The organism is Arthrobacter sp. R-11 (assembly GCF_049913155.1).
Taxonomy (GTDB): Bacteria; Actinomycetota; Actinomycetes; order Actinomycetales; family Micrococcaceae; genus Arthrobacter.
Window position 1 is genome coordinate 693,826 of the sequence record NZ_CP183979.1, and the last position, 24,500, is coordinate 718,325.

Here is a 24,500-nt window from a genome sequence, read left to right on the forward strand (position 1 = left end):
ACTGCGAGTCAGTTGGGCCGGGGGACCGAGATCACGGCGCCGGCTGGCAGCTCGGGCAGAAGTAGATGGTCCGTTCCTCCAGGCCCGGTGATTTCCCCAGCATTCCGCGCCGGATCGGAGTGCGGCAGCGCAGGCACGGCTGGTGTTCGCGCCCGTAGACCCAATAGCCCGGGCGCAGGGCCCGCGGTCCCAGTGTGGAGCGCGGCCCGGCCCCGAGGTTGGCCTCCAGCAGCCGCTTGGCATCGGCCAGGATCGCGGCAGGATCAGGCACCGAAGCCACGGGGACGGCCGGGTGCACACCGGAAAGGAAGCACGACTCGCAGCGGTAGATGTTTCCGATTCCGGCCACGTTCCCCTGGTCCAGCAGGGCGAGTCCGATAGGAGTTTCCGGTGACGCCTCCAGCCGCCGCAGCGCCTCCGCCGGATCCCAGTCAGGGCCCAGCAGGTCCGGGCCGAGATGCCCCAGGACCCGGTCTTCTTCCTCGCTCCGGATGACTTCCAGGACGCCCAGGGAGAAGCCGACGACGTCGGCCGAGGCCGTGCGCAGCACGCACCGGGCGGTGTGGCCGGGTTTCCGCCATCTGCCTCCCGGGGCATAGACCTGCCAGCTGCCCTCCATCTTGAGGTGCGAATGGATGGTCAGGGCGCGGCGCGTGTTGTTGGCGGCGGAATCATGCACGCGCATCAGCAGGTGCTTGCCCCGCGGCACCACCTCCTCCACGGTCCAGCCCGACAGGTCCAGGGTGGCGAAGCGCGGCACCCTGAAATCCGAGGACAACAGCACCTTCCCGGCCAGCGCCTGGTGCAGCTCCTTTGCGGCCCGCCAGACGGAATCTCCCTCAGGCACGGATTCTCAGGCCCTTCGGGGTGGAGTAGGCGCCGGCCGCGGCCAAAGCCTCCGCGATGGGCGTGCCCAGGAGATCCTGGCCGTTGGCCTTTTCCATGATGAGTTTGTCGACGGCTCCGCGGCGCACCACGTCCACCAGCGACGCAGCGGCAGCCGCCAGCACGCCGTCGTCATGGCCGAAGGTGAGCAGCGTCTTGCCGCCGCGTTCCACGTACAGGGCCAGGGCGCCGTCGACCATCACCACCAGCGCTCCCGCCTTCCTGCCGGGACGGTGCCCGGAGGCGGCGTCGGCGGGCAGGGCGGGCCAGGGCAGGGCGGCACCGTAGGGGTTGGCGGGATCCGTGGCGGCGAGGGCCAAAGCGGAAGGCTCGTGCTTCTCTGAGCGGGCGTCCTCGGCAAAGGAACGCAGGCGGTCAACGGTGGCGGGAACGGCGAACTGCGCGGCCCCGAGATGCTCAATGAAGTAGCCGCGGCGGCAGCGGCCGGCTTCCTCAAGCCGGGCCAGCACCTTGTACATCAGGCCGAAGCCGCCCAGGATGTTCTCCGCCATCACGGAGCCGCGGGTGACCACGCCGTAGCGGTCCAGCAGGAGTTCGGCGGTGCCGCGGGCGTGCAGGGTGGGGTCGAGCTCCGGCGCCGGAAGGGCGGACCAGCGGCCCACCGCCAGGGGCGGCGTCGCCGCGGCAGATCCTGACAGGGAGCCGTAGCGGCCGCTCAGCCCGGGCGAAGCGAAGCCGCTGTCCGCACCGATCCCATGCGCGCGGCCGATCCGGCCCAGGCGAAGCGAACGCGCGCGCGGCGGCCTGGCGACCTGCCGGTGGGCGGTCCTGCCGCCGGCGATCAGCGCGCGTACCGGCGCGAAGGTGTCGCCGGTGATCCGCCCGGCCCACACGAGGTCCCACAGCGCGGCCACCACGGCGTCGTCGCTGAGCACGGCATCCATGCCGCCCGCGACGTCCGTGAGCTGGCGGAAGAAGTAGGCCCCGCCGCCGTCGCGCAGGTGCCCGAGGAGGCGTAGCTGCGCATCCGCTGGTTCGAACTCCGGGTCCGGGTTCAGCGTCAGCTCCGCGGAGTCGGCCACGTGCAGGCTGATCCAGCCGTCGTTGCCCGGCAGCGAACCGGCCCCGGCCCAGAGCAGTTCGCCGGCGGCCATGAGTTCGTCGAGCATGGCCGGCTGGTAGTCGGCCACCCGGCTGGCCAGCACCAACGGCTCCCACGCCGACGCCGGAACCGGCACCCCGGAGAGCTGGTCCACGGCGGTCATGATGCCGTCCAGCCCGCGCAATGCCGAGCCCGCACGGGACCTTCCGGGCTGGCGGACGTTCTGCCAATCGGGCAGGAACCGCCCGTACGCGGCCGCCTCCACAGGCTCGACCTCGGCCCGCAGCGCAGCCAGTGAACGACGCCGGAGCTTGCGCAGCACCTCCGCATCGCACCATTCGCTGGCAGGCGGCGGGAGCAGGGATTGCTGAGGGATTTCGGCGGCTTCGGATACTGCCGCCGCTTCGCTGCCGGGTGCGGGTTCTTCCGCCACCGGGTGCGGCCGGAACTCGCCTTCCACCACGCGGCCGTCGGCGGCGAGCCGTTTCAGGGCGGTGCGCACGACGGCGGCCCCGAGCCCCAGCCGGGCGGCGGCCTCTTCCGCGGTGAACGGGCCGTGGGTCCTTGCGTAGCGCGACACGAGGTCGCCGAGGGGATCGGCCACCGGCTCGATGAAGGCCAGCGGGACACCCATGGGCAGCGGGACGCCCACCGCGTCCCGGAGCCGTGCCGCGTCCTCGATGGCCGCATAGCGTTCCACCCCGCCCAGGGTCACCGTGAGTGCACGGTTGGCTTTGCGGAGGGCAGCCAGATGGAGGGCGGCGACGTGCACGGCGGCGTCGGCCGTGCTGCCGTCCTCAAGGCGGGCAGCCACCTCCGCCGCGTCCAGGGGCCCGAGCAGGCGCAGCAGGTCCGCGACCCCCTCCAAGCCCCGGACCCGGCGGTCCGGAACAAGCCGCTGCAGCTCCAGCTCGGTGACGTCGATGACCTTGGCATCGAGCAGTTCACGCAGTTCCACCCGGCCCAGCAGCTCGTTCAGCAGGGTCGAATCGAGGGCCAGGGCTGCCGCCCGCCGTTCGGCCAGGGGCGAATCGCCCTCGTACAGGTACTGGGCCACGTAGCCGAAAAGCAGCGACTTCGCGAAGGGCGAGGGCTGCTGGGTGGTGGTCTGCACCAGGCGCAGCTCCCGGCGTTCGATGGCGCCGGCGATGTCCTTCAACGCCGGGAGGTCGTAGACGTCCTGCAGGCACTCGCGCACGGTTTCGAGCACCACCGGGAACTGGGGGTACTTCTTCGCCACGTCCAGCAGCTGGGCCGAACGCTGGCGCTGCTGCCAGAGCGGCTGCCGCTTTGCCGGGTTTTGCCGGGGGAGCAGCAAGGCCCGGGCGGCACACTCGCGGAAACGGGAGGCGAACAGGGCGCTGCTGCCCACCTCCGCCGTCACGATCTGCTCCAGTTCCTCGGGCTCGAAGAGGAACAGCTCCGCACCGGGCGGTTCGTCCTCCATCATCGGCACCCGCAGCACGATGCCGTCGTCGGCGGCCATGGCGGAGCCGTCCAGGCCGTAGCGCTGCTGCAGGCGCTGCCCGACAGCGAGTGCCCAGGGCGCGTGCACGGGCATGCCGAAGGGGCTGTGCAGCACCACACGCCAGTCGCCCAGTTCGTCGTGGAACCGTTCGACGACGAGCGTGCGGTCGTTCGGGACCACCTCCGTGGCCTGCTGCTGCTCGCGGAGGTATTGGAGCAGGTTGCGGGCGGCGAAGTCGTCCAGGCCGCTGGCCTTGCAGCGTTCCAGAGCGGGGGCGGGATCGGATGCGGAGAGCTCGCGGACGAAGGCGCCCAGCGCCCTGCCGAGGTCCACGGGCCGGCCCAGGGAATCGCCCTTCCAGAACGGTAGCTTCCCGGGCTGGCCGAAAGCGGGGGAGACCAGGACGCGGTCGTGGGTGATGTCCTCGATCTTCCAGCTCGTGGCCCCGAGGGCGAAGATGTCTCCCACACGGGATTCGTAGACCATTTCCTCGTCGAGCTCACCCACGCGGCGCCCGCCCTTGGCAGCCCTCGACGCCGTTCCCGCCTGTTCGCCGGACCCGCCGGAACCTCCGGCGGGGCCTTCGTGTTCCGTGCCGATGATGTAGACGCCGAAGAGCCCGCGGTCCGGAATGGTGCCGCCCGACGTCACCGCGAGGCGCTGGGCCCCGGGCCGGCCCTCGATGGTGCCGGCGTTGCGGTCCCAGATGATGCGCGGGCGCAGTTCGGCGAATTCATCGGACGGGTACCGGCCGGAGAGCAGGTCCAGCGTGGCCTCGAAGGCCGAACGCGGCAGGGTGGCGAACGGCGCGGAGCGGCGCACCGTGGCAAACCAGTCTTCGACGTCGATGCTCCCCAGGGCTGCGGCAGCGACCGTCTGCTGGGCGAGGATGTCCAGGGGGTTCGCGGGGATGTGCAGGCGTTCGATTTTCCCGCTGAGCATGCGTTCCACCGTGACCGCGGTGTGGACGAGGTCCGCGCGGTGCTTCGGGAACAGCACACCCTCCGAGATTTCGCCCACCTGGTGCCCGGCACGGCCCACCCGCTGCAGCCCGCTGGCCACCGACGGCGGCGACTCCACCTGGATCACGAGGTCCACGGCCCCCATGTCGATGCCAAGCTCCAGGGACGAGGTGGCCACGACGCAGCGCAGCCGCCCGGACTTGAGGTCGTCCTCGATCATGGCCCGCTGGTCCTTGGACACGGAGCCGTGGTGCGCCCGGGCCAGCACGGGATCGGCGCCCCTGGTGCTGCCCGCCTGCGCCATCATGTGGGCAGGCGTGGCGGTGGATGTCCCGGGCAGGGAAGGCGCTTCGCCGTCAGGTGCACCGAAGTCCGGGACGAAACCGGCGGCGGCGTCGGGAAAGCCATCGGAGAAGACATCCACCGGTATGAGCTGGCGTTCGGCGTGAATTTCGTTCAGCCGGGCCGTGAGGCGTTCGGCGAGGCGCCGCGAGTTGGCGAAGACGATGGTGGATTGCCGGGAGAGGACCAGGTCCACGATCTTCTCCTCCACATGCGGCCAGATGGAGGCCTGCGGCTGCAGCCCGGACGCCGGCCCGGAATCGAAGGCTCCGGCCGCGCCCGCGAGGTCCGACATGTCCTCCACAGGGACGCTGACGGCGAGCTTCCAGTTCTTGGTGAACGCCGGGGCCACGATTTCCACCGGCGCGGAGGAGGACAGGAACTGGGCCACGAGTTCCCGCGGCTCCACGGTGGCGGACAGCCCGATCCGCTGGGCGGGCTTCGGGAGAAGGGCATCCAGCCGCTCCAGGGACACCGCAAGGTGCGCCCCGCGCTTGGTGCCGGCCACTGCGTGGACTTCATCCACGATCACGGTGTCCACATCCATGAGCGTTTCCCGGGCACGCGAGGTGAGCATCAGGAACAGGGACTCGGGCGTCGTAATGAGGATGTCCGGCGGGTGGCTGAGCAGCGCGCGGCGCTCCGCCGTCGTCGTATCCCCGGAACGGACGCCGACGCTCACGATGGGTGCCGGCAGCCCCAGGCGCTTGGCGGTCTGCGTGATGCCGATCAGGGGCGAACGGAGGTTGCGTTCGACGTCCACGCCCAAGGCCTTGAGCGGGGAAATGTACAGTACGCGGGTCTTGCGTTTTGCCTTGCCCTCCGGCGCCGGGGCTGTTGCTGCTGGGGCCGCGGGCGCCAGCAGCTTGTCCAGCGCCCACAGGAACGCGGCGAGCGTCTTGCCCGAACCGGTGGGTGCGACCACCAGGGCATGGGCTCCGGAGGAAATGGCCCGCCAGGCGCCGTCCTGCGCGGGGGTCGGCGCGGCGAAGGCGCCCAGGAACCACTCACGGGTGGCGCGGCTGAACGCCTCCATCACCCCGTTGCGCGGCTCCTCCTGCATTCCTCCATCATGCCGCAAGGCACCGACAAGAAAAGGAGAAAGTCAGTTTGCCTGGAACGCCCCGATGGTCAGCAGCTTGATGCCGGCGTTGCTGCAGGCCTCACGCTGCTGCGCGAGGAACACCGAAGCGGTGTCCTCCGGCGGGTAGATCCGGAAACCCGCGGCCGGGACGTGCTTGCAGTCGGGGTAGAGGCCGGCCTGGGTGTAGCGGAGCACGGCGGCGCCCGAATCGCCCGGCTGCAGCAGGAGTTCCACCGGGGCCTTGGAGGTGTCGCGGTCCGCGGGGGCACCGACCGGGCCGGCCGTGGGCCCGGTAACCAGCGAGACACCCGGGAAACCCTTGAGGATGCAGGGCGCCGTCCCCGAGTTGGTCAGGATGAGTTTCTGGTACACGCTGCCCGCGGCGCCGCCGCCCGTCGAATCGACGCTCGGAGTAAGGGAGGCGGACTTGCAGAGGCCCGGGGCTCCGGAGGAGTCAGTGCCCGTGGCGCTCGCCGGACCCGAGGGGCTGCCGTTGTCCGAGGGGCTCTGCGAGGCGCTGGGAGAAGTGTCCGACGACGGGCTGCCGGAGCCCGGGTTCTGGCCCTGGCCGCAGCCGGCCAGCACCAGGAGTGAGGCTGCCGCGGTCGTGAACAGGAGGGCCTTTTTGGCGCGCGCAGTAGTCATGCGCCCAGCCTTCCGGCGTCGATTGCCCGAGTCAACCACGCCACGGCGGCGGATACGGAAATGGCGCCCGGATCGTGATGTTCCGGACGCCATCCTTTCAGCCGTATTTCAGTCAGGCCGACTTCATCTTACGGAAGAACGCGGCGCCGCCCAGCGCGAGGCCGGCCAGCCCGGCAACAAGCCCGGCCCAGCTGCGGGCGTCCGCACCGCCGTCGGAAGCGCCGGACACTGCCGCGGCCTGTTCTGCCTCAGCGGCGGGCGCTCCGTGGCCATCGTGGCCGGCTGCCGCCGTGATGGTGAACGACGGCGCCGGGGCTTCCAGGCTGTGCGGGTCCTGGCCTTCCTTGGGGAGTTCCTTCCAGTCGGTCTGGCCCTTGACGCAGCTCTGCAGGGTGGGGAAGTAGAGGGTCTTGCCGGCGGCGTCGGGCAGCTTCACGGAGAGGACCAGGGCGTCGCGCAGGTGCGGATCCAGCGGGGCCTTGGCCGTGTAGACGATCTTGCTGGTGCGCTTGGTGATGGAGGTCCCGTCGGCCTGCTTCCGCGGTTCCGGGAATGTTTCGGTGACCTTTTCCACCGTCCAGTTGGGGTTCACCGTGGGCTGCGCGTCGTTCAGTTCCTGCGGCAGGGTGATGGTCATTTTAGTGGTGCCCGTGTTGTCGCAGCCGTGCGGGATGCCGAAGGTCAGCAGCGCGTAGGAGTTCGCGGCGGTCTTGTCCGGGGTTACCGAAACGTGGGCGGAAGCGCCCTGCATGCCGGCGAGCATCAGGACGGCGGTGCCGCCGGCGGCTGCGGCGGTGGTAAGGGTGCGGCGGAGTACGGAGGTGGTCATGGTTGTGCCTTTCAGGGTGCGCGGTTGCGCGGGAGTACGGGGAAGTGCCCGTCACCGTGAAAGGAGGCGCCGGGCGGAATCAGGAGAGGACGACGACGGCGGGCGGGCCGCGTCTGCTGCCCTGCCTGAGGTTCCGCCAGGGGCGGGGGATGAACGCCGACGGTGCGCCAGCCGCCGCAGGGCGGGTACCGGCGTCAGGCGTGAAGAGGGGTGCGAGGACCCGCCAGAGCGGGCGGAGCCAGGAGGCCAGCTGCCACAAGGCCTGCTCGCCCTTGGCAAACAGCAGGGCCGAGGCCGCAGAGGCGAGGACGTGGCCGGCCAGCATGAACCAGCCAAAGGGGCTGTCAGCGGCGTCCAGGTGCTGGAGCCCGTCCGCCACCACGTCGCCGACCGCGGGCAAAAGGGCGTGGTGTACATGGGGTGCTTCGGCGACCGGGCCGGCGCTGACGGGGCCGGCGGTGACCGGGCCGAGCGCCGTGAAGGCCTCGTGCAGGAGCACCTGCCCGCCGCCGAGCAGCGCCGCTACGGCAGGCAGGCCAAGCTTGAAACGCGTAGCGGCAGTCGTGGCGAGCCCCGTCAAGGCCAGGAGCGCCAGGACGAGGGGCAAGGCCGGCAGGGTGCCGCCTGCGATCACGTGCGCGCCGGTGGCGAGGGAGAGGATGGCCAGGGCCAGCGCGGCCGAGCGGAGCGCATGGAACGGAACCCGGAGGGAACGGAAAGGCGCAGCAGTGCGCAAGCAGTCCTCCCTCATGTCTGTTCGGCGTGCCGCCGCCCTTTTCGGGAGCGGCCGAGCGCAATTCTACCTAGTCCTGGTTCATGCCCCGTATGGCCCTAGGGCTGAGCGCGGCCTGTGCGTAGGGCGAAGACTCCCGAATGCCGGGCTTCCTCCACACTCACTGCAACTGTCCGAGCTGCACTCGTTGAGGCGCTGGTATCCGACAAAGCCGTCGCCGTCCTTGTCTCCGTAATCCCGGATCCAGGCCAGGGCGCGGTCGGCATGCGGCAAGAGGGCGGCGATGGTCTCCGAAGCGAAGCCCCACCGGCTGACTGATCCGAGCACGCTGACAAACAGCGGCGTGGCATCCACGCTGCCGTAGTAGATGGATTTGCCGCCGAGGGCCAGCCCGCTGGAGACGTCGGGCCTGACCTCGTGCAGGATCTTGCCGGGCTCCTCCTCGCTCCGCTCGTCCACCACGCTGCCCTGGTAGTTCGCCAGCGTTTGCAGGGTACCCAGGGCAAGGGACGGGTCAACGGGCAGAGACATCTCAGAGGCCCAGAGCGAGTCCCGTCCGAACAGGGTCATGAACCACGGCGCCCCTGCCGCGACGACAACGTGCTCGGGGTGTGCCGGATCCTCAATCCTCAGCGCGCCAAGGTCGTCATAACTGCGCCGCAGGGTTCGCTCGATGATGTGGTTGCCGATGTGTACGACGGGGATTTTGGCCACCCATTCCTGCCGCCGCAAATCCCGGGGTGACAGGCCATCAGCCTCGGGGTGCATGAAAGGCGCGGGCTCGTCGTTCCCTCCGACGACGGCACGATTGTCAGCGAGGTTGTCCAGTGACCCTTCGCGGGCACGACGGTGCGGTAGGTAATGGCGTCGGGTTCGACGTCGGCGCCCGGTGCCGTAATGATGACCTCCTTGCGGATGTCTTCCCAGATGCCGCGAATGGTGAGGGAGACGTCGCCGGGCTCCCGGACGCTATCCCAATGGCGTTCGAAGCGGGCTTCCTTCACCTCGAACAGATCGGCGAAATCCGCGTCCACCCCGATGCGGATGACGCATTCGACCGGGTCCAGGGAAAAGTTCCGGATGGTGATTTGCTCAAGAAGCCCGGCTCCCACCTCGCGCAGCCGTTCCACGATGAGCGGGCTGTCCGCGTAGCCGTCGGAGCGGGGAACCCTTCCTGCAAGCAGCGCCCTGTAGGGTTCCTTGGTTTCGGCCGCCAACGGTTCCAGGGAACTGCCGTTCACGGTGAGGCTCCAGCGGGTAAGTATCCGCGTGTCCTGGACAAAAAGTCCATGGGGAAGCCCGGGCTGCACGTCCCCGTTGGCCGAAGAGATACAGAAGGACGATCCTTCCACCAACGTCACCGCGCCGCTTCCAAGCGGTCCGGCGGCAGTGTCGGCATTCCATCCAGCCATCGTCGGTTCCTCCACCGTCAGGCGTGCTGCGGCAAGATCGATCAGCTCCGGCTAGTCGTCCGGCGCCCTTGCTTGGCTAAGACGGTACGCCTGACGAGCTGCTGGCACTAGGGACCCTTTCAGGTTTGTCAAAAACCAGGATGCTGACTGGCCCGGTTGACTGAGCGCCCGCTGGATGGGGCATGGGGCGGGTGGCCGGCAGCACCGCCCGGCCCGCGATGCCCAGGGCGACGAGGCTGCAAGCCGGGATCTGATTGGTGGCGGTCTCTGCGGGCACTATCGGGGACGAAGCGGCGAATGAATGTTGCTGTTAGCGCTGCGAAGAGAGACAGGAGGAGCCACGGAGGCACTGCGGCGATTGACGGTTTGTAGGCGTGTTCGTAGAGCGGGGCCAGGGCCGCATTACCGACGACGACGGCGAGTCCTCCCGCGGTGGCGAGCAATCCGTAATAGGCGCCTGTGGGACGCCCGGCGGCGAACTCCATTACCAGTCCCATGGCCATGGGCATTACGCACATGTTCCCCAAGGCAAGGCCTGTTACGAGCACGAGTGCCGGAAGTATGGGGAGGCCGCTTGGCGGAGGAATGACCGCCAGAGCTGCCATGGAAGCGAAGCCAAGTGACTGCAGGGCAAAGCCGACAGGAAGTGCGAATTCCGGTCCGGCTTTGCGCATGAGCCGGGCTATGGGCCATTGAAGGGTAATAGTCAGGACTGATGCGTAGGCAAAGACCACAGCCAACGCACTTGCACCGGCCCCGCTTCGTTCCAGTTCCACCGGAAGCCCGAAATACAGCTGGTTGGTCGCCAGGAGATTGACGCTATAGAAGGCCGTGAACCGGACGAACCGCTTCTCCTTAAGGCAGGACCAGAGGCCCGACGCCGGCGCGCAGGCGGTCCTGCCGCCTGCTGTTTTGGGGGCGGCACGCTCTGGTTTTGGCAGGAAGAACAGGAAGACGGCAGCCATCACGGCAAAGACCCCTGCCCCGACCAGCAGTGCGTTATCAAAGCCCGTTTTGAGTAGAAGTGTTGCCAAGAGCGGACCGACAACAGTACCTACCTCGCTGCAGACCACGAGCAAGGAAAAGAGTGTGGATCCCTGGTTTTTCCGGGAGGCGGCGCTGTGTGTGTCGTCTTCCGGTCCGGTGCCTTTCCGGGCAATGCGGTGCTCGGCGGCGGAGGCAACGAGACTTTGCATCGCGGGGGCGAACAGCGCCCCGCCAATGCCCGTCACCACGGCGCCGAACAGGAAAAGAGGGAAGTCAGCTGCCAACGCCAAGAGCAGAAAGCCCGCAACCCGTACCAGGCAACCCGCAATCAATGACTGCCGTGCTCCCCATCGGTCGGAAAGTGCGCCGCCGAAAAGAAACAAGCCCTGCTGTGCAAAGGTGCGCGCGCCAAGAACAATCCCGACCGCCAACGTTCCCATGCCGAAGTCGTCCCGCATGACGCCTGCGAGAAACGGCACCACAGAGTAGAAGCCGATGTTGAAAATCAACTGGCTCGCCAGCAGCAGCTGTGGGGCGGGTTCGGTCCTGACAAGACCTTTACGTGGCAGTTGACTCTCCTTGCTCTATGGCTTTGGCTTTGGCTATGGCTATGGCTTTGGCTGTCGGATTAGTGATGAACGCGGCCGGCGGAGAGATGCGTAATCTGCGCCGGTGTGAGGGGTCGAACCGGGCGGCCTTGCAGGAGGAAGAACAGGCGGGCCGTCTCTTCCACTTCCTCAACGGCGTCCACCGCCTGCGCCAAGGAAGGCGCGGAGACGATCGGTCCGTGGTTCGCCAGCAGCAGGGCACGGCTCGATGCTGCCGCCTTTTCGGCAGTCTCGGCGAGCCCTTGGTCTCCGGGTGCGAAATACGGCAGCCGGACCAGCCGCCCGACCCTCATGACAAAATAGGCCGTCAAGGGGGGCAGAACGTCATCGTCGTCCACGTCGTCCAAGCACGAAAGCGCCGTGGCGTACGTGGAATGGAGATGCGCTACGGCATGGTCCTGCGGCCTCGCCCGGTACATCGCCAAGTGCAGAAAGGCCTCTTTGGACGGGCGGGCACCGGACAGGTGCTCGCCAGCGTCGGAAACCATTGAGAGGTCTTCTGTTCTGAGTTCTCCGAGGGATGCGTTGGTGGGGGTCACCAGCATGCCGCCGGCAACGCGCACACTCAGGTTCCCGGATGTTCCCCTGGTGAGGCCTCTCTGATGCAAGGACCTCGCCAGTCGCACGAGTCCATGGCGGCTGTCCATGCCGGTCACCGGTCGTGGTCCCATGCGTCAAGGAAGAGCCGCGGATTCCCCAGATTGCCGGACTTGAGCAGGATGGCGAACGAGTCGCCGGTTTCGGTAGTCAGCCACGGCACGCCGGGGGCGACTTCCCTGCCGACCCGGGCGGTGGTGATGCCAAGGCGCCGAACGACAGCGCCCGACGTTTCCCCGCCGGCCACAATCAGTTGTCGGCAGCCCAAGGAGATAAGGCCCTCGGCGATCATGGAGAGGCTCTGCTCGGTCAACTCGGCGGCCCGGGCCCTGCCAAGCTGCTGTTGCGCCCTCGATACTTCCTCGGGGGGGGGTGGTGGAGTGGATCAATATCGGGCCGTCCGCCATGTTCTTTCGGGCGAAGTCCAGCGCTGCGGCAACCACGTCCTGGCCATCTGCGATGGCAACCGGGTCGACGAGGAAGCAAGGGCGCGACTTGCGGAACGCGTTGATTTGGGCCCTCGTCATCTCTGAACAACTTCCGGCGACAACGGCGGCGGGACCTGTTGGCCTAGGGACGGGTGCAGGTCCTGGTTGGACGCGGGCCCCACGGGCGAGCGCCAGCCCCCCAACCAGCCCTGATCCGCCGGTGACAAGGGGATGATCGAGTAGTGCAGAGCCCAGCACTGCCAGATGACCGTCGTCGAGAGTGTCAACGACGGCGTACCCGGTGGCCGCGGCGCTCAGGATCTGTAATTGCGATTGAACCGCAGCCGCTCCCGCTTCGATGGCGCTGTAGCCGACGTGACCGACGGGCGTCTTGGTCTGGGCCTGAAGCAGCCTTGCCACGTTGGAGTCGGACATCGGGGTCAGCGGGTGGTGGCGCATGGAAGATTCCTGCAGCAGGTCCATGCCTGCGAACAACACACCGTTGTACACCGTTCGCCGCAAGGCCGGCGTACCCGGAGCAACCACCGTGACCTGGCCGTCCCGCACGAACTCCCCGCGCAGGGCGTCTGCCACAGGTCCAATGTTGCCTTCGGGGGTCGAATCGAACGTCGAGCAGTATTTGAAATAGAGTTGCTGAACGCCCCGCATCGTCAGGGCATGCGCCGCCGCCAGAGACTGCTCCACCGCGTCGGCGACGGGAATGCTGCGGGTCTTCAGGGAAATGACGATGCAGTCGACGTCGCCCATTTGCATGGACGGCTCAGGGATGCCGAAGGTCTGGACCACACGCATGCCGGCGCGCACGAGCGTGCCAGCCACGTCCGAGGCGCCCGTGTAGTCGTCGGCGATAACTCCCAGCCACGGGAGACTGGCGTTCGTTTGGGTGTTTGGCACGGCCGGAATCCTTCCCGGATAGAAGCGGTTCTTACGAATCTTTGGAGGGGAAAATCGTGCTGAGCTGGGACATGCCCGAATCGGGGGACGCCAGGACGATCGGTCCGCCAGCCTGGGTTTGCTTGACGACCCGGGCCATGGACGCTTGGGCGAGAACCACGACGTCGCAATCGGCTGCCAGCTCCAAGAACGCCGAGAGCACCAGCGAGTCATGCCTGTCCCGGTCACCTGCGCGCAGGGCGTCGAATGCGCCGTCCACCTTTCGGGCGGTGATGTCGGGTGTCCTGTTCTGCCTCGTGGCAGCCGCTTGGACAAGGCGTGTTGTGGGTCCAAGGGTGGCAGAGACGGTTGCGAGCACGCCGATCCTGTGGCCTGATGCCACCGCGAGTTCAGCCATGGGGGCATCGATGCGGAGGACAGGGATGGACACAAAGCCCCGGGCTGCGGTTGCCGCTTCACCGATCGAGGAACAGCTCACCAACAATGCCTGGGCACCGGATTCCTCGGCGTAGCGGGCATAGCTGATCAACCGACGACGAACATGTTCTGGCGTCGATCCCTCGACTATGGTGTCCCGGAGCAGTGACTCGTCCACATAATGCAGGACGCGAATGCCCGGAACCGCGTCCGAAGCCCGGGCTTCCATGTCCGAGACCAGGCCCGGGACCGTGTGCAGCATTGCAAGTAACGGAGTCTGGTTCACGTTCAGGCCTTCCAAAGGAGTGCTTCCCCGCGGCCGCGGCGCTGGGTGTTGGTCATGGTTGAGTCTTTCGCTTGTTGAATGGCGGTTTGTCCCTATTCCGGGGTGACTTCCGCCGTGGATAGCATGCGTTCTGCTTCCAGTCAGACCAGCGTACGAGACAAGAAGCCGTTGATTATGGACGGATGAGACAACGCATTGTTTCTGGAGTCGAAAGAAGTGGATTCCCGGCTGACGCGAGCTCAATCTCCAGCTTCTGTCGGATGAGGAAACAATGCATTGCCTGATGTGGCCATAATTATCGTCTTCTTGTCACATACGCTAGCAAGGCCGATGACATTGCCCTTCAGAGGCAAACCCGGAACCGGGACAACGGCGTTCAACCAAAGGAAAAATGAGAAGGAGCGGCTATGGTCAAGGCCACCGTTATGAGCGACGCAACAACGGCAGATCCGGGGGCACACACTCCCAAGGAGAACTCGGCTACGCCGGGCCAGACGGATGTTTCCTTCCGCCTTTGGGCCCGGGACGACTTCAAAGTGGGTATTTGGGAGGCGACGCCGGGAGTGTCCAAGACTGTCCGGCAGAATGACGAGATCTGCCAGATTCTGAGCGGATCCGCCACCATTACAGAAGCGGATGGCACGAGCTTTGACATCGGTCCGGGTACCCTCTTCGTGATGCCGGCCGGCTGGGAGGGCACGTGGACCATCCACGAAACTGTCCGCAAGATGTGGGTTGTCAAGGATGTTCCGGCGACATCCGAGTAGCTAGCCGCATGAGCCCCATCTGAAAGAGAGCCCCGGGACAGCTGTTGCTGTCCCGGGGCTCCCTTTTATAAGCAGGATGGCCGGCCGTGATGCCGGGGTGATTCAGTAGGAACCCATCCTCGCCTCAAGGCCCTGCCTCAGATGCTCAATGGCCGCGGTGATTCGCCGGGGCGTCCTGGTCGTGGCGGGGTAGAGGGCGTAAATGTCGGCGTTGGGCGTCGGAACATCCGGGAGGACCTGCTCAAGCAGTCCCTGCTGGATCATCGGGTTGACGTGCCAGGTGGAGCGCATAATCAGTCCAAGGCCCTGGACACACCAGTCAGTCACCACGTCGCCGTCGTCGCTGATCATGCTGCCCCTTACGTCGATATACTCCTGCTCTTTATCGCCAAAGCGCCACAAAGAGTAGTCGGCGTTGTTTTCACGCAGCACAATGCAGTTGTGCCGTTCCAGGTCCCTGATGGTACGCACCGGCGGGGCGCCATCAAAGTAGCCGGGGGCGGCACATACAATCCTGCGGTTCCGCGCCAGAAGTTTGGCCTTGAGCCTGGAGTCCGACAGCCCTCCGACGCGGATGGCGATGTCGAAACTCGTGCCGGAGATGTTCAAAGGCAGCGGTGAAAGCTGCAAATCTATCTGGATCAGCGGGTGCTCCCGGACGAATTCGCCCAGCAGCGGCGCAATGTGCTTGCGCCCGATGCCCAGGGACGAGTGCACCCTAATGCGTCCCTTTAGCTCACCGTGCTGCACGGACAGGGCTTCTTCGAGGTCGGTTTTCTGCTGCAGGATAGCCAAGGCCCCTGTCGCATAGCGCTGCCCCTCTTCGGTGAGGGTCAGCCGGCGTGTGCTGCGCCGGACCAACGGCACCCCCAGCCGTGACTCAAGAGCAGCCAGGCGTTTGCTCACCGCGGACACGGACTTTCCCCAGTTCCTGGCAGCTTCGGTAAGGCTCTGGGAACGGGAGATCTGTTCGAAAAACTCCAAATCATCGATCGATGTGAGGTCCATCTCCAGCTTCTTTCGTTTTCGGAAACAATGCATTGTCTCACAGGTCGTTAATCGACGTCTTCTTGTGTCGTAGGCTGATTTGACTGAAAGCAACCACAGTCAACGGTGATGCCCTTAGAGGGGAACCCGGAATCGAGACAGAGGCTTTCAATGAGGGAAAGCAAGGTGAAAGCATGACTGCACTTGAAGCAGACGTCGTAATCGTCGGAGTCGGCTCTGTAGGAAGCATGGCGAGTTGGCAGTTTGCCTCCCGTGGTCTGCGGGTTATCGGAATAGACAGGTTTTCGATCCCGGGTCCCTTTTCCGCGTACGCAGGCGAATCGCGTATTTTCCGCAAGGTATATGCCGAAGGCGGGCATTACACACCTCTCCTGCAGAGGTCGCAGGATCTCTGGCGCGAACTGGAGAAGATCAGCGGGACACAACTGCTCAACGCGACAGGTGCCGTCACGATTTACGACGAGCACAACCCGCGATTGGCATCGCTCATCGCGGCCGGGGAAGACCATGGCCTCGCCTACGACCTCTTGCTCGGCGAGGAGGCAAGGGCAAAGTATCCCGAACACCTGATCAGGGACACCGACGTCACGATCTTCGATCCTGAGGGAGGCTACCTGAAGTCCGAGAAGGCCGTGATCGCCGCCCTGGCTGAAGCGAAACGGCTGGGGGCGACGTTCCTGGGCAACCGTAAAGCGCGCAGCGTCGAGAAGTATGGTGACCGGTACATCGTCCGGACAGATCAAGAAGAGATCATCGCTTCCCGGGTGATCGTGTCGCAGGGAAACGGCGCCGGCGCGGTATGCAAGGAACTCGGCGTTCATCTAGCCGTCCGTCCCCAGGTCCTGACATGGTTCCCCGCTGTGGATCCAAGCACTTTCTGCCGGGAGGACATGCCCGTTTTCCTCAGGAGGGCAGAGGAGAGCGGAAGATCGGATAACGCCCAGTTCTACGGATTCCCAAGTGCTGACGGTTGGACACTGAAAGTCGTCGCAAGCATATTTCTGGACGAGGTTGAGTCCATGGAGAAGCCACCTACTTGGGATCCTCGGCATTTGGACACCATCCGGGCATGGGTTCGGGAATTCATTCCGGGACTCATTCCGGAGCCGGTGCGGGTTGCCACGTGCGCGGACGGTCATGTACCCGATACGACCGCGCTGTTCGGCACGGTGCCCGGAATGGAAGGCGTCCTCGTGGCGACCGGGTTCTCCGGCCACGGCTTCAAGATGGTTTCCGCACTGGGAGCTATTGCCGCGGACCTCCTGCTGGACGGAACAACGGCCACTGACGTCAGTTTCATGAACCCAGAACGGTTCCTCGGACCCGCGGCGCGACTCACATCGCTGGCTCTGAGCTAAGAGCGGCACTGGTCGCTCAACAAAAGGTTTTCCACCAACGGCAATTGCTGAAATCCCAACCCGTAAAAAATACAAGACAATTAGAATGGATCGACCATGACAGAAACGAACTTCCGGCCGAAGTACATCTCTTATGACGTCTTCGGCACGCTGATCAACTTCACCATTTATCCCACCACCCAGCGCCTGCTCGATGGCCGCATCCCCGAAGAGCAGTGGCTGGACTTCAAGAAGATTTTCCGTGCATATCGGTTCGACGAGGTCCAGGGCGACTACAAGCCCTACGAGCAAATCCTTCAGGACGCCTTTGACCGCGCCGGCAAGCGGTTTGGCCTTGGGCCGACCCCCGGTGCCGGCGCAGAGCTCGCTGAGGCCGTGCGCAACGCCGCTCCCCACGAGGACGTGCCGGCTGCGCTGAAGCTCCAGGGCGACAACTACAAGCTGGTGGCCCTGTCCAACGCAGACACCAGCTTCCTGGACATCACCATCCCCAAGTTCGGTGCAGAGTGGCACGCTGTGTTTACCGCTGAGCAGGCCCAGGCCTACAAGCCGCGGCTCCAGGCGTTCGAGTACATGCTGGACTCCCTGAACGCCAAGCCCGAGGACTTCCTGCATGTCTCTTCGCACCCGCTGTACGACCACATCCCGATGTTCAACATCGGCTTCCGGGACCTTGTGATGCTGGACCGTGGCGCGGAACCCTTTGCTCCGGGCTACGGAATCACCACCGTTAAGTCGCTGGACGAGCTGAACAAACTCCTCGGCCTCTAACCCGCTTCAAGGTACCAACCGCGAGCGAGGCGGCCATTCATAATGCAGGAAGCCTGCCAGCAATTGCTGGCAGGCTTCCTGCGTTGTCCGAACGGGCCTGGGGTTAGGAGGCAGTGTTTCCCGGGTCCAGGAGTTCGGTGAGGTGGAGGCTCTTGCGCTGCGGTTCCAACTGCTTGACCTGCATTGCGCAGCTGAAGCCATCGGCAAGGACCGGGGTGTCCGCCGCCGTGCTTTCAAGGGCCGGAGCAAGTGCCTGTTGCGCCACCTTCATGGAAATCTCGTAGTGGTTGGCTTCGAATCCGAAGTTTCCAGCTACGCCGCAGCAGCCTGTTGCTTCCGTGACATCGGCGATTCCGAGGGCCGGCCAGAGCTTTCCTCTGTACCGTCGCTCCAAAGGTTGAGTACTCGTGGCAATGCGTCTGGACTGTCACCGCCGGCGGCACAGCCCCGGGCCGCCACCCTGGCTGGGGAGCTTGATGGATTGGATGACGGCGTCGGCGCGCCGGAGGCTGTCCGGGTCCGCCGCAGTCAGTGACGCAGCGACTGTGGAAGTGGGGCTCATCGATTCTCCTTTTCGGTGATTGGCACAAGCGAGGGTTCGTGGTTGCCGGCTCAGCGCCGCTTCATCCGCGCGTAGGCGGCTACGGCCAGCCCGGCAAGCGAGTGGCCAATGTCTCGCCGGAGGGTTGGGGTTCCGTCGAAAAGGGAGGCCGAGTAATGGGAACCGCCCCCGCCTGAGCGCAAGGAATGCCTGAATGTAAGCAAATGTAGCCAGCATCGCCGGTTAAAAAAGCGAATCTTTCTGACCCCTACATGTAAGTCTTACTGACGGGTTGATTCGCCCTGAAACGCTTGGACAATTGCATCCCGTACGGCCAGGAGTGCCCGGCTGCGCTCCGCCCCGGATCTGACCAGGAATTGGATGCTTCGCTGCTGATCTTCGGGCAGCCAGGCGCTCGGCACTATGTTGCTGCCCGCTTCTTGTACAACCATGTCTGGCAGAAACGCCGCGGCCAGCCCTTGTTCGACCATCCTGAGATGGAAAAGAAGGTCGGAGGAAACGTGGGCCACCACAGGTTCAATCCCCAATTCCCGGCACACCCGCAAGGCCCATTGCGCAGACGCCGAGGCAAGTGGTTCGACGACCCAGCGCACGTTGCGGAGTTGTTCAAAATTGTCAAAGCTGTGGCCCTGGGGGAGGTAGCCCCGGACGGGGTCTTGGCCGATCACCGTGGTGCTGATCCCGCCGCTCGGAGCCCCCGGAGTTCCGGGAAAGGCGTCGGTCACCACCGCGTCTACCTGCCGCGACAGTAACTGTGTGACGGCGAGTTCGGGGTCCTCGCGACGTAGGCGCACGTCCAGGTGCGGAAAGTTTCGGGCCAGTTCCGCCACAGCTGCCGGCATGACGCTCCGGCTGATGGTCGTGAATGCAGCCACGGTCACCACCCCTTGGGGGCGTTGGTGCGAGGTCGCCAGGTCAGCTTCCGCGCGCTCCATGGCAGCCAAGATTGCTTCGGTGTTCCGGGCCAATTCTTCGCCGGCCGCCGTGAGCCTGACGCTGCGGCCGGCCTTCTCCAGCAGGATCACGCCGGTTTCCTTCTCCAGGAGTCCCAGCTGCTGGGAGATGGCCGAATGGCTGTAAGCGAGTTCGCGTGCTGCGGCGCTCATGCTGCCATGGAGCTTGACTTCCCTCAGCAGGGTGAGGCGGTGAAGATCCAGCATTGTGCAGGGACATCCAATCTGCTGTTGAACTCGCGATGTTCGACCTATCGTAAGTCGCAGCGGGAATCAACGTCGTCGACGGCGCTGTAAGCGCCGGCATGCCCCGCAATTTTCCGGCTCCTAGCCAGCCACTTTGTCAGGCCGCGCAAACGTCCGGGCCGCCCGCGAACCCGCGACGGCGCTCGCCATGATGCTGATGAGGGCTCCGAGGATCAATGCCGCGGCTTCGCCCGGTTCCAGCAGGTGCCGCTGGGTGCCGATGGTTGCTGCGGCAACGGGTACTCCCAGCTGTGAGGCCGCCAGGACCGCGAGCGGCAGGGGTTGGCCGAGGAAGCGCAGGCTGCCATGGACCAGCAGCGTCCCGAATCCCAGGCAGAGCCCCAGCAGGATCATCCGCGGGCTGCCCGCGAGGGTGTGCAGGTCCAGGGAAGCGCCGAGCCAGACGAAGAATACCGGGCCCAGGAATCCGTCGCTGACGGCGAACAACTGGTGGGCCAGCCGCCGCGGTTCGCCCACCGCCGCCACCACCAGGCCGAAGGAGAAGCCGGCCAGCATGATGGACACCTGGCCGGCCGCGGCCAAGCCCGAGAGCGCGAACAGCAGGGCCAGCTGGATGCGCAGTTCGAGGGCGAACTTCCGGTCCTCCGACACATCGTGCAGCCGTTCCCGGGCGCCGCTGCGTTCCAGCCGGCGCAGCACGAAGAACAGCACTACGGAGCAAGCGGCGACGACGGCGGCCCCGGCTGCGGCGCGTCCGGCGTTGGGCGGGTCGACGGCCAGGGGGAGTGCGACGATGCAGGCGATATCCGCGATCGCCACTTGCGCCGTCGTCGTCAGGACCTTGGGCCCGGCAAGCCGCAGCGAATCGACGATCGGCAGCACCAGGGCCGCCGAGGAGGAGGCCAGCAGGACGATGTAGAGCGGTGCGTGGCCGGTGCCGAAGGCGAAGGCAATGCCGGTCCCGACGGCGGCCGCGAGCCCTGCCGCGACAGCGGCCCGCAGCGCCCCGGATCCCAGCGCTGGCCGGATGGCCGTATCGCGGACCGGCACGTGCGTTCCGGCCACGAACATGATCAGGGCGAAGCCGACGTCGGCCACGAAGGTGAAGGTGGGGTCCGAAGAGTCCACGAGCGCCAGCCCGGTCCGACCGATGGCGATGCCCGCCAGCAGTTGGCCCACGACCACGGGAAGGTGCCATTTCCGGGGCAGTGCCAGCAACGGCCCGAGGAGCGCGACGGCGGCGATCAGCGACAGCTGAAAGAACGACACACCTTCCTCCTTCCGGCTGTCCGGGCCCGGCGGCAGTCTATCGGGGAGGCTCAGGCATGCGTGCTGCTCCTCTGCCAGCGGTACCGGCTGGCGAAGGTGGGCTGTGGTGGCGGCGGAACCTTGGCCTTGCCCGTCCCGGGGCGCCGGCGCCTCAGTTCCAGTGCCAGGCTTTCCTGCCCGCGGGCCATCGCCCAGCGATGGTTCGCCGCGAACGCCGGCTTGAACAGAAAGCCAAGGCGCCGGATCAGCGGCTTCGCCGCGGTCACCCGCCAGTCATAGCTGATGACTGTCTCCGGCCCGTCCGCTTCGAACGTCCAGCGGCCCGTGCCGTTCAGGTCGCCGGTGGCGGCGATGGCAAAGCCTTGCTCGGTGATGGGCTCGGTGACGGTGAGCTTCCAGCGCAGGGTGTAGGGCAGCCAGCCCTTGGTGTGCAGCATGAAGCTCTTGCCCGTGCCGTCCGGTTCGCCCGGGTCCAGCGGCGTCACGCGCAGATACACCGATGGCCACCAGCGGGCCAGGGTTCCGGCGTCGCCCAGGATGTCCGTCACCTCCCGCGGTGTCCCGGCGACGCGCCAGACGGTGAGGAATTCGTAGTCGCTGCTGTTTTTGGAGCCTCCCATGGCCGCTTTCACCGGGGCTATCCGCGAACCGTCACGGTGAGGCGCTGGATCGCGTTGTTGGCCAAGCCCTGGTAGTTCCAGTCGGGATGGTCGGGCTGTGTCAGGCCGGAGCTGTCGCTGGCGCGGCAGGCCAGTTCATGGGCGCCGGGGGACGCGATCCAGGTGAAGCTCCAGCCCCGCCAGGCGTGCGGCCCGATGGCCGGTTCCAGCTCCGCCTCGGCCCAGACTCCGTCCACGCACACTTCCACCCGGTCTACTGTTCCGTGCCCGGACCACGTCCTGCCGCTCAGATGCACGGGCCCGGCCTGCACGAACCGTTCCCGGGTGAAGAAATCGGGAACGCCCGGCGGCACCATGAGGGCCCGGGGCCTGATCCGCTGCACGGGCTCGCCCAGTTCCTCAGCCGATTGCGTCAGGTGGTAGGCCGGAGTCTGCTGGTAGCCCTCGAAGGCGTGGTCGATCGCCTCGATGGAGCCCAGCCATTTGACGCTGGTCATGCCGTACCAGCCGGGCACCAGGAGCCGGAGCGGGTAGCCGTGCTGTGGCGGCAGGGGCTGGCCGTTGACCTCGTACGCGAGCAGCACGTCCCCGGACATCGCATCGGAAACGCTGAGGCTGCGGGCGTACTGGTGCTCGATCCCGCCCTGGATCCCGCGGTCCGCCCCCGTAAAGACGAGTTCGACGGCGTCAGCCGGGATCCCGGCGTCGTGCAGCAACGGGGCGAGCGGCGTCCCGGTCCATTCCGCGGTGCCGAAGCCGCCCCGGTCCCAGGGCTGGCTGACCGGCCGCGGCTCCATCAGGGAGCGGCCGTTGCCGGCACATTCCATGGTGACCGGAACGGTGCGCCGCTCACGGTGCTTGAGCTCGGTGAGGGTGTACTCGCGCGGGTGGTCCACCAGTCCGCCGATACGCAGGCGCCAGTCCGTGGGGTCGATCCGGGGAATGTCGAAATGGACCAGCAGGTAATGCATGCCGATCGGGGTGATGGGCCACTGGAGCATTTCCAGGGGCTGGGCATGGTTGCGCGAAGCGAGGTGGAGCTCTTCGCGGGTGAGGGGGCCGTCCGTAGGCGCACCCGGTGCGGGAGGGGCAGCTGCTGGCCAGGCAGGCGATGTTTCGGCGGTGTCCGCCGACGGGGGCCGGGACTCGACGCTCATGCACCAAGTATGGGCGCCGCCGCATGGCCTTCCAAGAGTCCGTCGCTGATACCTTGGGGACCAGCCGAACCCCCAGGAGTCCTTTCATGGCGCGCCCGTCCCAACCGCTGATTTCCGTCGACGCCGTGGTCACGGCCGCCCTCGAACTCATCGACGAGAGCGGCGACTTCAGCCTGCCCAAGGTGGCGCGCAAGATCGGCGTCAGCCAGTCCTCCATTTACAACCACGTATCCGGGCGCGAGGAAATCCTGGAGCTGATCCGCGGCCGGATCACGGCGGAAAGCCCGCCCCCTCCGCCGGGTACACCGTGGGATGAGGTCCTCCGCCTGGAAATCCGGGACTACCGCGAGAGTTTCGCCCGGCACCCGCGCACCGCTCCCTTGCTGGTGATGCAGACTGTCCGGAATGCCAAGGTCATCGCCTTCTATGAGCGCCTGTCGTCGGCGCTGGAGGAGGCGGGTTTCACGGGCAGCGACGTCGCCTCGGGCCTGGCCCTGATCGACAGTTTCGCCATCGGCGCCGCCTTGGACCTCGCCGCTCCCGGCAACGTGTGGGAGGTGGCGCCGGGCGGCGGGAGCGCGTTGGGGCGTGCCGTGGAGAACGCCTCCGGGCTGGCCGACCGGGCGGGCACCGCCTTTGAATTCGGCCTTGAAATCCTCATCGAAGGACTACGACGGCGGGCTGCCGGGCTTTAGTTTCCTGCCCCGGCTTGTGTGACGGGGGCCTCAGGCCGCATACTAAACGAAAGCCTTTCGTTTAGTGATCCGGCTCTCCGCCCGGATCCTGCCCGCAGGCCGCAAGGACGCGGCCTCGTCACAGACCCGGAGAATTCCTTGAGCGTTTCCCCCACCCCGGATGCCAGCGGCCGCGTGCCCCTCACCTGGCAACGCGGCATCTCGACTTTCGGGATCGGCGTCATCGGCTTCATGGCCGCCAACCTTGTGCCCTTCATGATCATCGCCCTCGTGGACGGCCACGGCCTCACGCCCACTGCCGCGGGAACCGTGATGACCGCCTGCCTGCTGAGCACGGCCGCGGGCTGCCTCCTGACCTCACGCTGGTCGGCCCGTTCCGGCCGCTACGTGGTGGCCCGCGGCGGCCTCTTCCTCGCCGCCGCCGGTTTCGGCACGGCAGCCCTCGTCCCGCTGGCCCCCGTGGCCATTGCCGGCATCATTCTCGGCGGCCTGGGCGGCGGCGGTGCCATTTCCTCCAGCGGCGCCGCGCTGGCGGCCCTGCGCAACCCGAACCGCATGTCCGGCATCAGCGGCCTGGCCAACCGTGCGATCGTCACGGTCGTCCTCGCGCTCATCCCGATGTTCGGCACCGGAATGCTCAGTGCGTTCGGGCTCCTTGCGCTCCTGGCGCTCGCCTTCGCCCTGACTTCCGGCTGGATGCCGGCCGCCGCGGCGCCGGACGCAACTGAAGCGTCCCACGCCACGGAAGGGGCCGACGTCGGGCAGTCAACTGCCGCTGCTCCCGGCAAGGCGCCGGTGCTGGTGACGATCGCCGGCTTCAGCCTGCTGGCCTGCTTTGGGCTGTGGGCGCTGGGCGAGGATTCGCTCTGGGCAGTGGCAGGTTCCATGGGCGCCGGGAACGCCGGGATCGGCGACGCCGACATGGGAATCATGCTGAGCGCCTCCACCGCCGGCGGGCTGATCTTCGGTGCCATCGCCAGCTACCTCGGCGACCGCCTTGGCCGCACCATCCCGCTCCTCGTGCTCCTGCTGCTGGGCGGCGGGTTGAAGCTCGCCGCGGGCCTGGTCCACGACCCCGGGACCTACATGCTGGTCATCATCGCCTGGAACACCGTCTACGCGCTGGCGTTCATGTACGTGGTGTCCATTGCCGTGGCGCTGGACGTGCGCGGCTTCTGGTCGGCGGCACTGAGCGGCACCTACCTGATCGGCTCCGCCTTCTCGCCGTTGTTCGGTACCTTCATCGCCGAAACCCTCGGCTACGTGCCGCTGACGCTGATTCTTTCCGCGTTCAGCTTCCTCCTGCTGGTGCCGTTCCTGGTGATTTCCCGGGTGGCGGCCAGCGTGGAGAAGGAGGGCGCCGCCGTCGACACCTCCGACGCGCAGTTCAACTCCGACGGCCAGTTCAACCAGGCAGCGATCGTCTAGCCCGTGCCCGCCGAGCCCGTGCCCACCGAGCCCGTGCCCACTAA

General features: G+C 66.5%; 20 protein-coding genes and 3 pseudogenes. 5 read left to right on the plus strand and 18 right to left on the minus strand.

Translation table 11 applies throughout. The annotated features are described in order from the left end of the window. Positions 1–31: 31 nt before the first annotated feature. From ACN9M4_RS03150 to ACN9M4_RS03195, 10 genes and pseudogenes are all read right to left on the minus strand, one after another. Complete coding sequence (locus ACN9M4_RS03150; protein WP_426302126.1) at positions 32–847, minus strand: Fpg/Nei family DNA glycosylase; 816 nt, start codon at positions 845–847, stop codon at positions 32–34. After that, positions 840–5,783, minus strand: a complete 4,944-nt coding sequence (locus ACN9M4_RS03155) for an ATP-dependent helicase (protein ID WP_426302127.1) — start codon at positions 5,781–5,783, stop codon at positions 840–842. Before ACN9M4_RS03155 ends, ACN9M4_RS03150 begins: the two co-directional genes overlap by 8 nt. A gap of 42 nt (positions 5,784–5,825) precedes the next feature. Then, positions 5,826–6,449: a DUF4232 domain-containing protein gene (locus ACN9M4_RS03160; protein ID WP_426302128.1), complete on the minus strand. Its 624-nt coding sequence runs from the start codon at positions 6,447–6,449 to the stop codon at positions 5,826–5,828. Between the two features lie 112 nt (positions 6,450–6,561). Next, a complete protein-coding gene (locus ACN9M4_RS03165; protein ID WP_426302129.1) occupies positions 6,562–7,278 on the minus strand; it encodes a YcnI family protein in 717 nt (238 codons plus the stop codon). Positions 7,279–7,357: 79 nt separating this feature from the next. Continuing rightward, positions 7,358–8,014, minus strand: a complete 657-nt coding sequence (locus tag ACN9M4_RS03170; RefSeq protein ID WP_426302130.1) for a hypothetical protein — start codon at positions 8,012–8,014, stop codon at positions 7,358–7,360. Between the two features lie 180 nt (positions 8,015–8,194). Next, positions 8,195–9,423: pseudogene (locus ACN9M4_RS03175) on the minus strand (glycogen debranching N-terminal domain-containing protein); the annotation flags it as partial. A 128-nt stretch (positions 9,424–9,551) separates the two neighbouring features. Further along, a complete protein-coding gene (locus ACN9M4_RS03180; RefSeq protein WP_426302131.1) occupies positions 9,552–10,919 on the minus strand; it encodes an MFS transporter in 1,368 nt (455 codons plus the stop codon). Between the two features lie 119 nt (positions 10,920–11,038). Continuing rightward, a complete protein-coding gene (gene otnC / locus ACN9M4_RS03185) occupies positions 11,039–11,689 on the minus strand; it encodes a 3-oxo-tetronate 4-phosphate decarboxylase (protein ID WP_426302132.1) in 651 nt (216 codons plus the stop codon). Further along, a pseudogene (gene otnK, locus ACN9M4_RS03190) lies at positions 11,671–12,958 on the minus strand (3-oxo-tetronate kinase). Before otnK ends, otnC begins: the two are co-directional and overlap by 19 nt. A 31-nt stretch (positions 12,959–12,989) precedes the next feature. Next, positions 12,990–13,661 (minus strand): aspartate/glutamate racemase family protein, encoded by a 672-nt coding sequence (locus ACN9M4_RS03195; RefSeq protein ID WP_426302133.1) that lies wholly within the window; start codon positions 13,659–13,661, stop codon positions 12,990–12,992. A 407-nt stretch (positions 13,662–14,068) separates the two neighbouring features. Between ACN9M4_RS03195 and ACN9M4_RS03200 the strand changes: the two genes are divergently transcribed. Next, the gene (locus ACN9M4_RS03200; protein ID WP_426302134.1) at positions 14,069–14,428 is read left to right on the plus strand and encodes a cupin domain-containing protein; all 360 of its coding nucleotides are present in this window, start codon (positions 14,069–14,071) and stop codon (positions 14,426–14,428) included. A gap of 102 nt (positions 14,429–14,530) precedes the next feature. Here ACN9M4_RS03200 and ACN9M4_RS03205 read toward each other — a convergent pair whose 3' ends face one another. Then, the gene (locus ACN9M4_RS03205; protein WP_426302135.1) at positions 14,531–15,436 is read right to left on the minus strand and encodes a LysR substrate-binding domain-containing protein; all 906 of its coding nucleotides are present in this window, start codon (positions 15,434–15,436) and stop codon (positions 14,531–14,533) included. Positions 15,437–15,609: 173 nt separating this feature from the next. Between ACN9M4_RS03205 and solA the strand changes: the two genes are divergently transcribed. Together solA and ACN9M4_RS03215 are read left to right on the plus strand one after the other, a co-directional pair. Beyond that, positions 15,610–16,794, plus strand: a complete 1,185-nt coding sequence (gene solA / locus ACN9M4_RS03210; protein ID WP_426302136.1) for an N-methyl-L-tryptophan oxidase — start codon at positions 15,610–15,612, stop codon at positions 16,792–16,794. Between the two features lie 96 nt (positions 16,795–16,890). Beyond that, positions 16,891–17,565: a haloacid dehalogenase type II gene (locus ACN9M4_RS03215; protein ID WP_426302137.1), complete on the plus strand. Its 675-nt coding sequence runs from the start codon at positions 16,891–16,893 to the stop codon at positions 17,563–17,565. A gap of 103 nt (positions 17,566–17,668) precedes the next feature. Here ACN9M4_RS03215 and ACN9M4_RS03220 read toward each other — a convergent pair whose 3' ends face one another. The 7 genes and pseudogenes from ACN9M4_RS03220 to ACN9M4_RS03250 form a co-directional block, all read right to left on the minus strand. Beyond that, positions 17,669–17,959, minus strand: coding sequence for a hypothetical protein (locus ACN9M4_RS03220; protein ID WP_426302138.1), 291 nt, complete (start codon positions 17,957–17,959; stop codon positions 17,669–17,671). Positions 17,960–17,992: 33 nt separating this feature from the next. Next, positions 17,993–18,127: a hypothetical protein gene (locus ACN9M4_RS03225; protein WP_426302139.1), complete on the minus strand. Its 135-nt coding sequence runs from the start codon at positions 18,125–18,127 to the stop codon at positions 17,993–17,995. A gap of 260 nt (positions 18,128–18,387) precedes the next feature. Beyond that, the gene (locus ACN9M4_RS03230) at positions 18,388–19,152 is read right to left on the minus strand and encodes a LysR substrate-binding domain-containing protein (RefSeq protein ID WP_426303373.1); all 765 of its coding nucleotides are present in this window, start codon (positions 19,150–19,152) and stop codon (positions 18,388–18,390) included. 6 nt (positions 19,153–19,158) lie between these two features. Continuing rightward, a pseudogene (locus tag ACN9M4_RS03235) lies at positions 19,159–19,287 on the minus strand (LysR family transcriptional regulator); the annotation flags it as partial. Between the two features lie 120 nt (positions 19,288–19,407). Next, positions 19,408–20,556, minus strand: a complete 1,149-nt coding sequence (locus ACN9M4_RS03240; RefSeq protein WP_426302140.1) for a cation:proton antiporter — start codon at positions 20,554–20,556, stop codon at positions 19,408–19,410. A 50-nt stretch (positions 20,557–20,606) separates the two neighbouring features. Continuing rightward, positions 20,607–21,176 (minus strand): SRPBCC family protein, encoded by a 570-nt coding sequence (locus ACN9M4_RS03245; RefSeq protein WP_426302141.1) that lies wholly within the window; start codon positions 21,174–21,176, stop codon positions 20,607–20,609. Between the two features lie 17 nt (positions 21,177–21,193). Further along, positions 21,194–22,333, minus strand: coding sequence for a sulfite oxidase (locus ACN9M4_RS03250; RefSeq protein ID WP_426302142.1), 1,140 nt, complete (start codon positions 22,331–22,333; stop codon positions 21,194–21,196). Between the two features lie 86 nt (positions 22,334–22,419). Between ACN9M4_RS03250 and ACN9M4_RS03255 the strand changes: the two genes are divergently transcribed. Both ACN9M4_RS03255 and ACN9M4_RS03260 read left to right on the plus strand, forming a co-directional pair. After that, a complete protein-coding gene (locus tag ACN9M4_RS03255) occupies positions 22,420–23,028 on the plus strand; it encodes a TetR/AcrR family transcriptional regulator C-terminal domain-containing protein (protein ID WP_426302143.1) in 609 nt (202 codons plus the stop codon). Positions 23,029–23,166: 138 nt separating this feature from the next. Then, entirely contained in the window at positions 23,167–24,456 is a 1,290-nt protein-coding gene (locus ACN9M4_RS03260; protein WP_426302144.1) for an MFS transporter, read from the plus strand. The last annotated feature ends 44 nt before the right edge of the window (positions 24,457–24,500 follow it).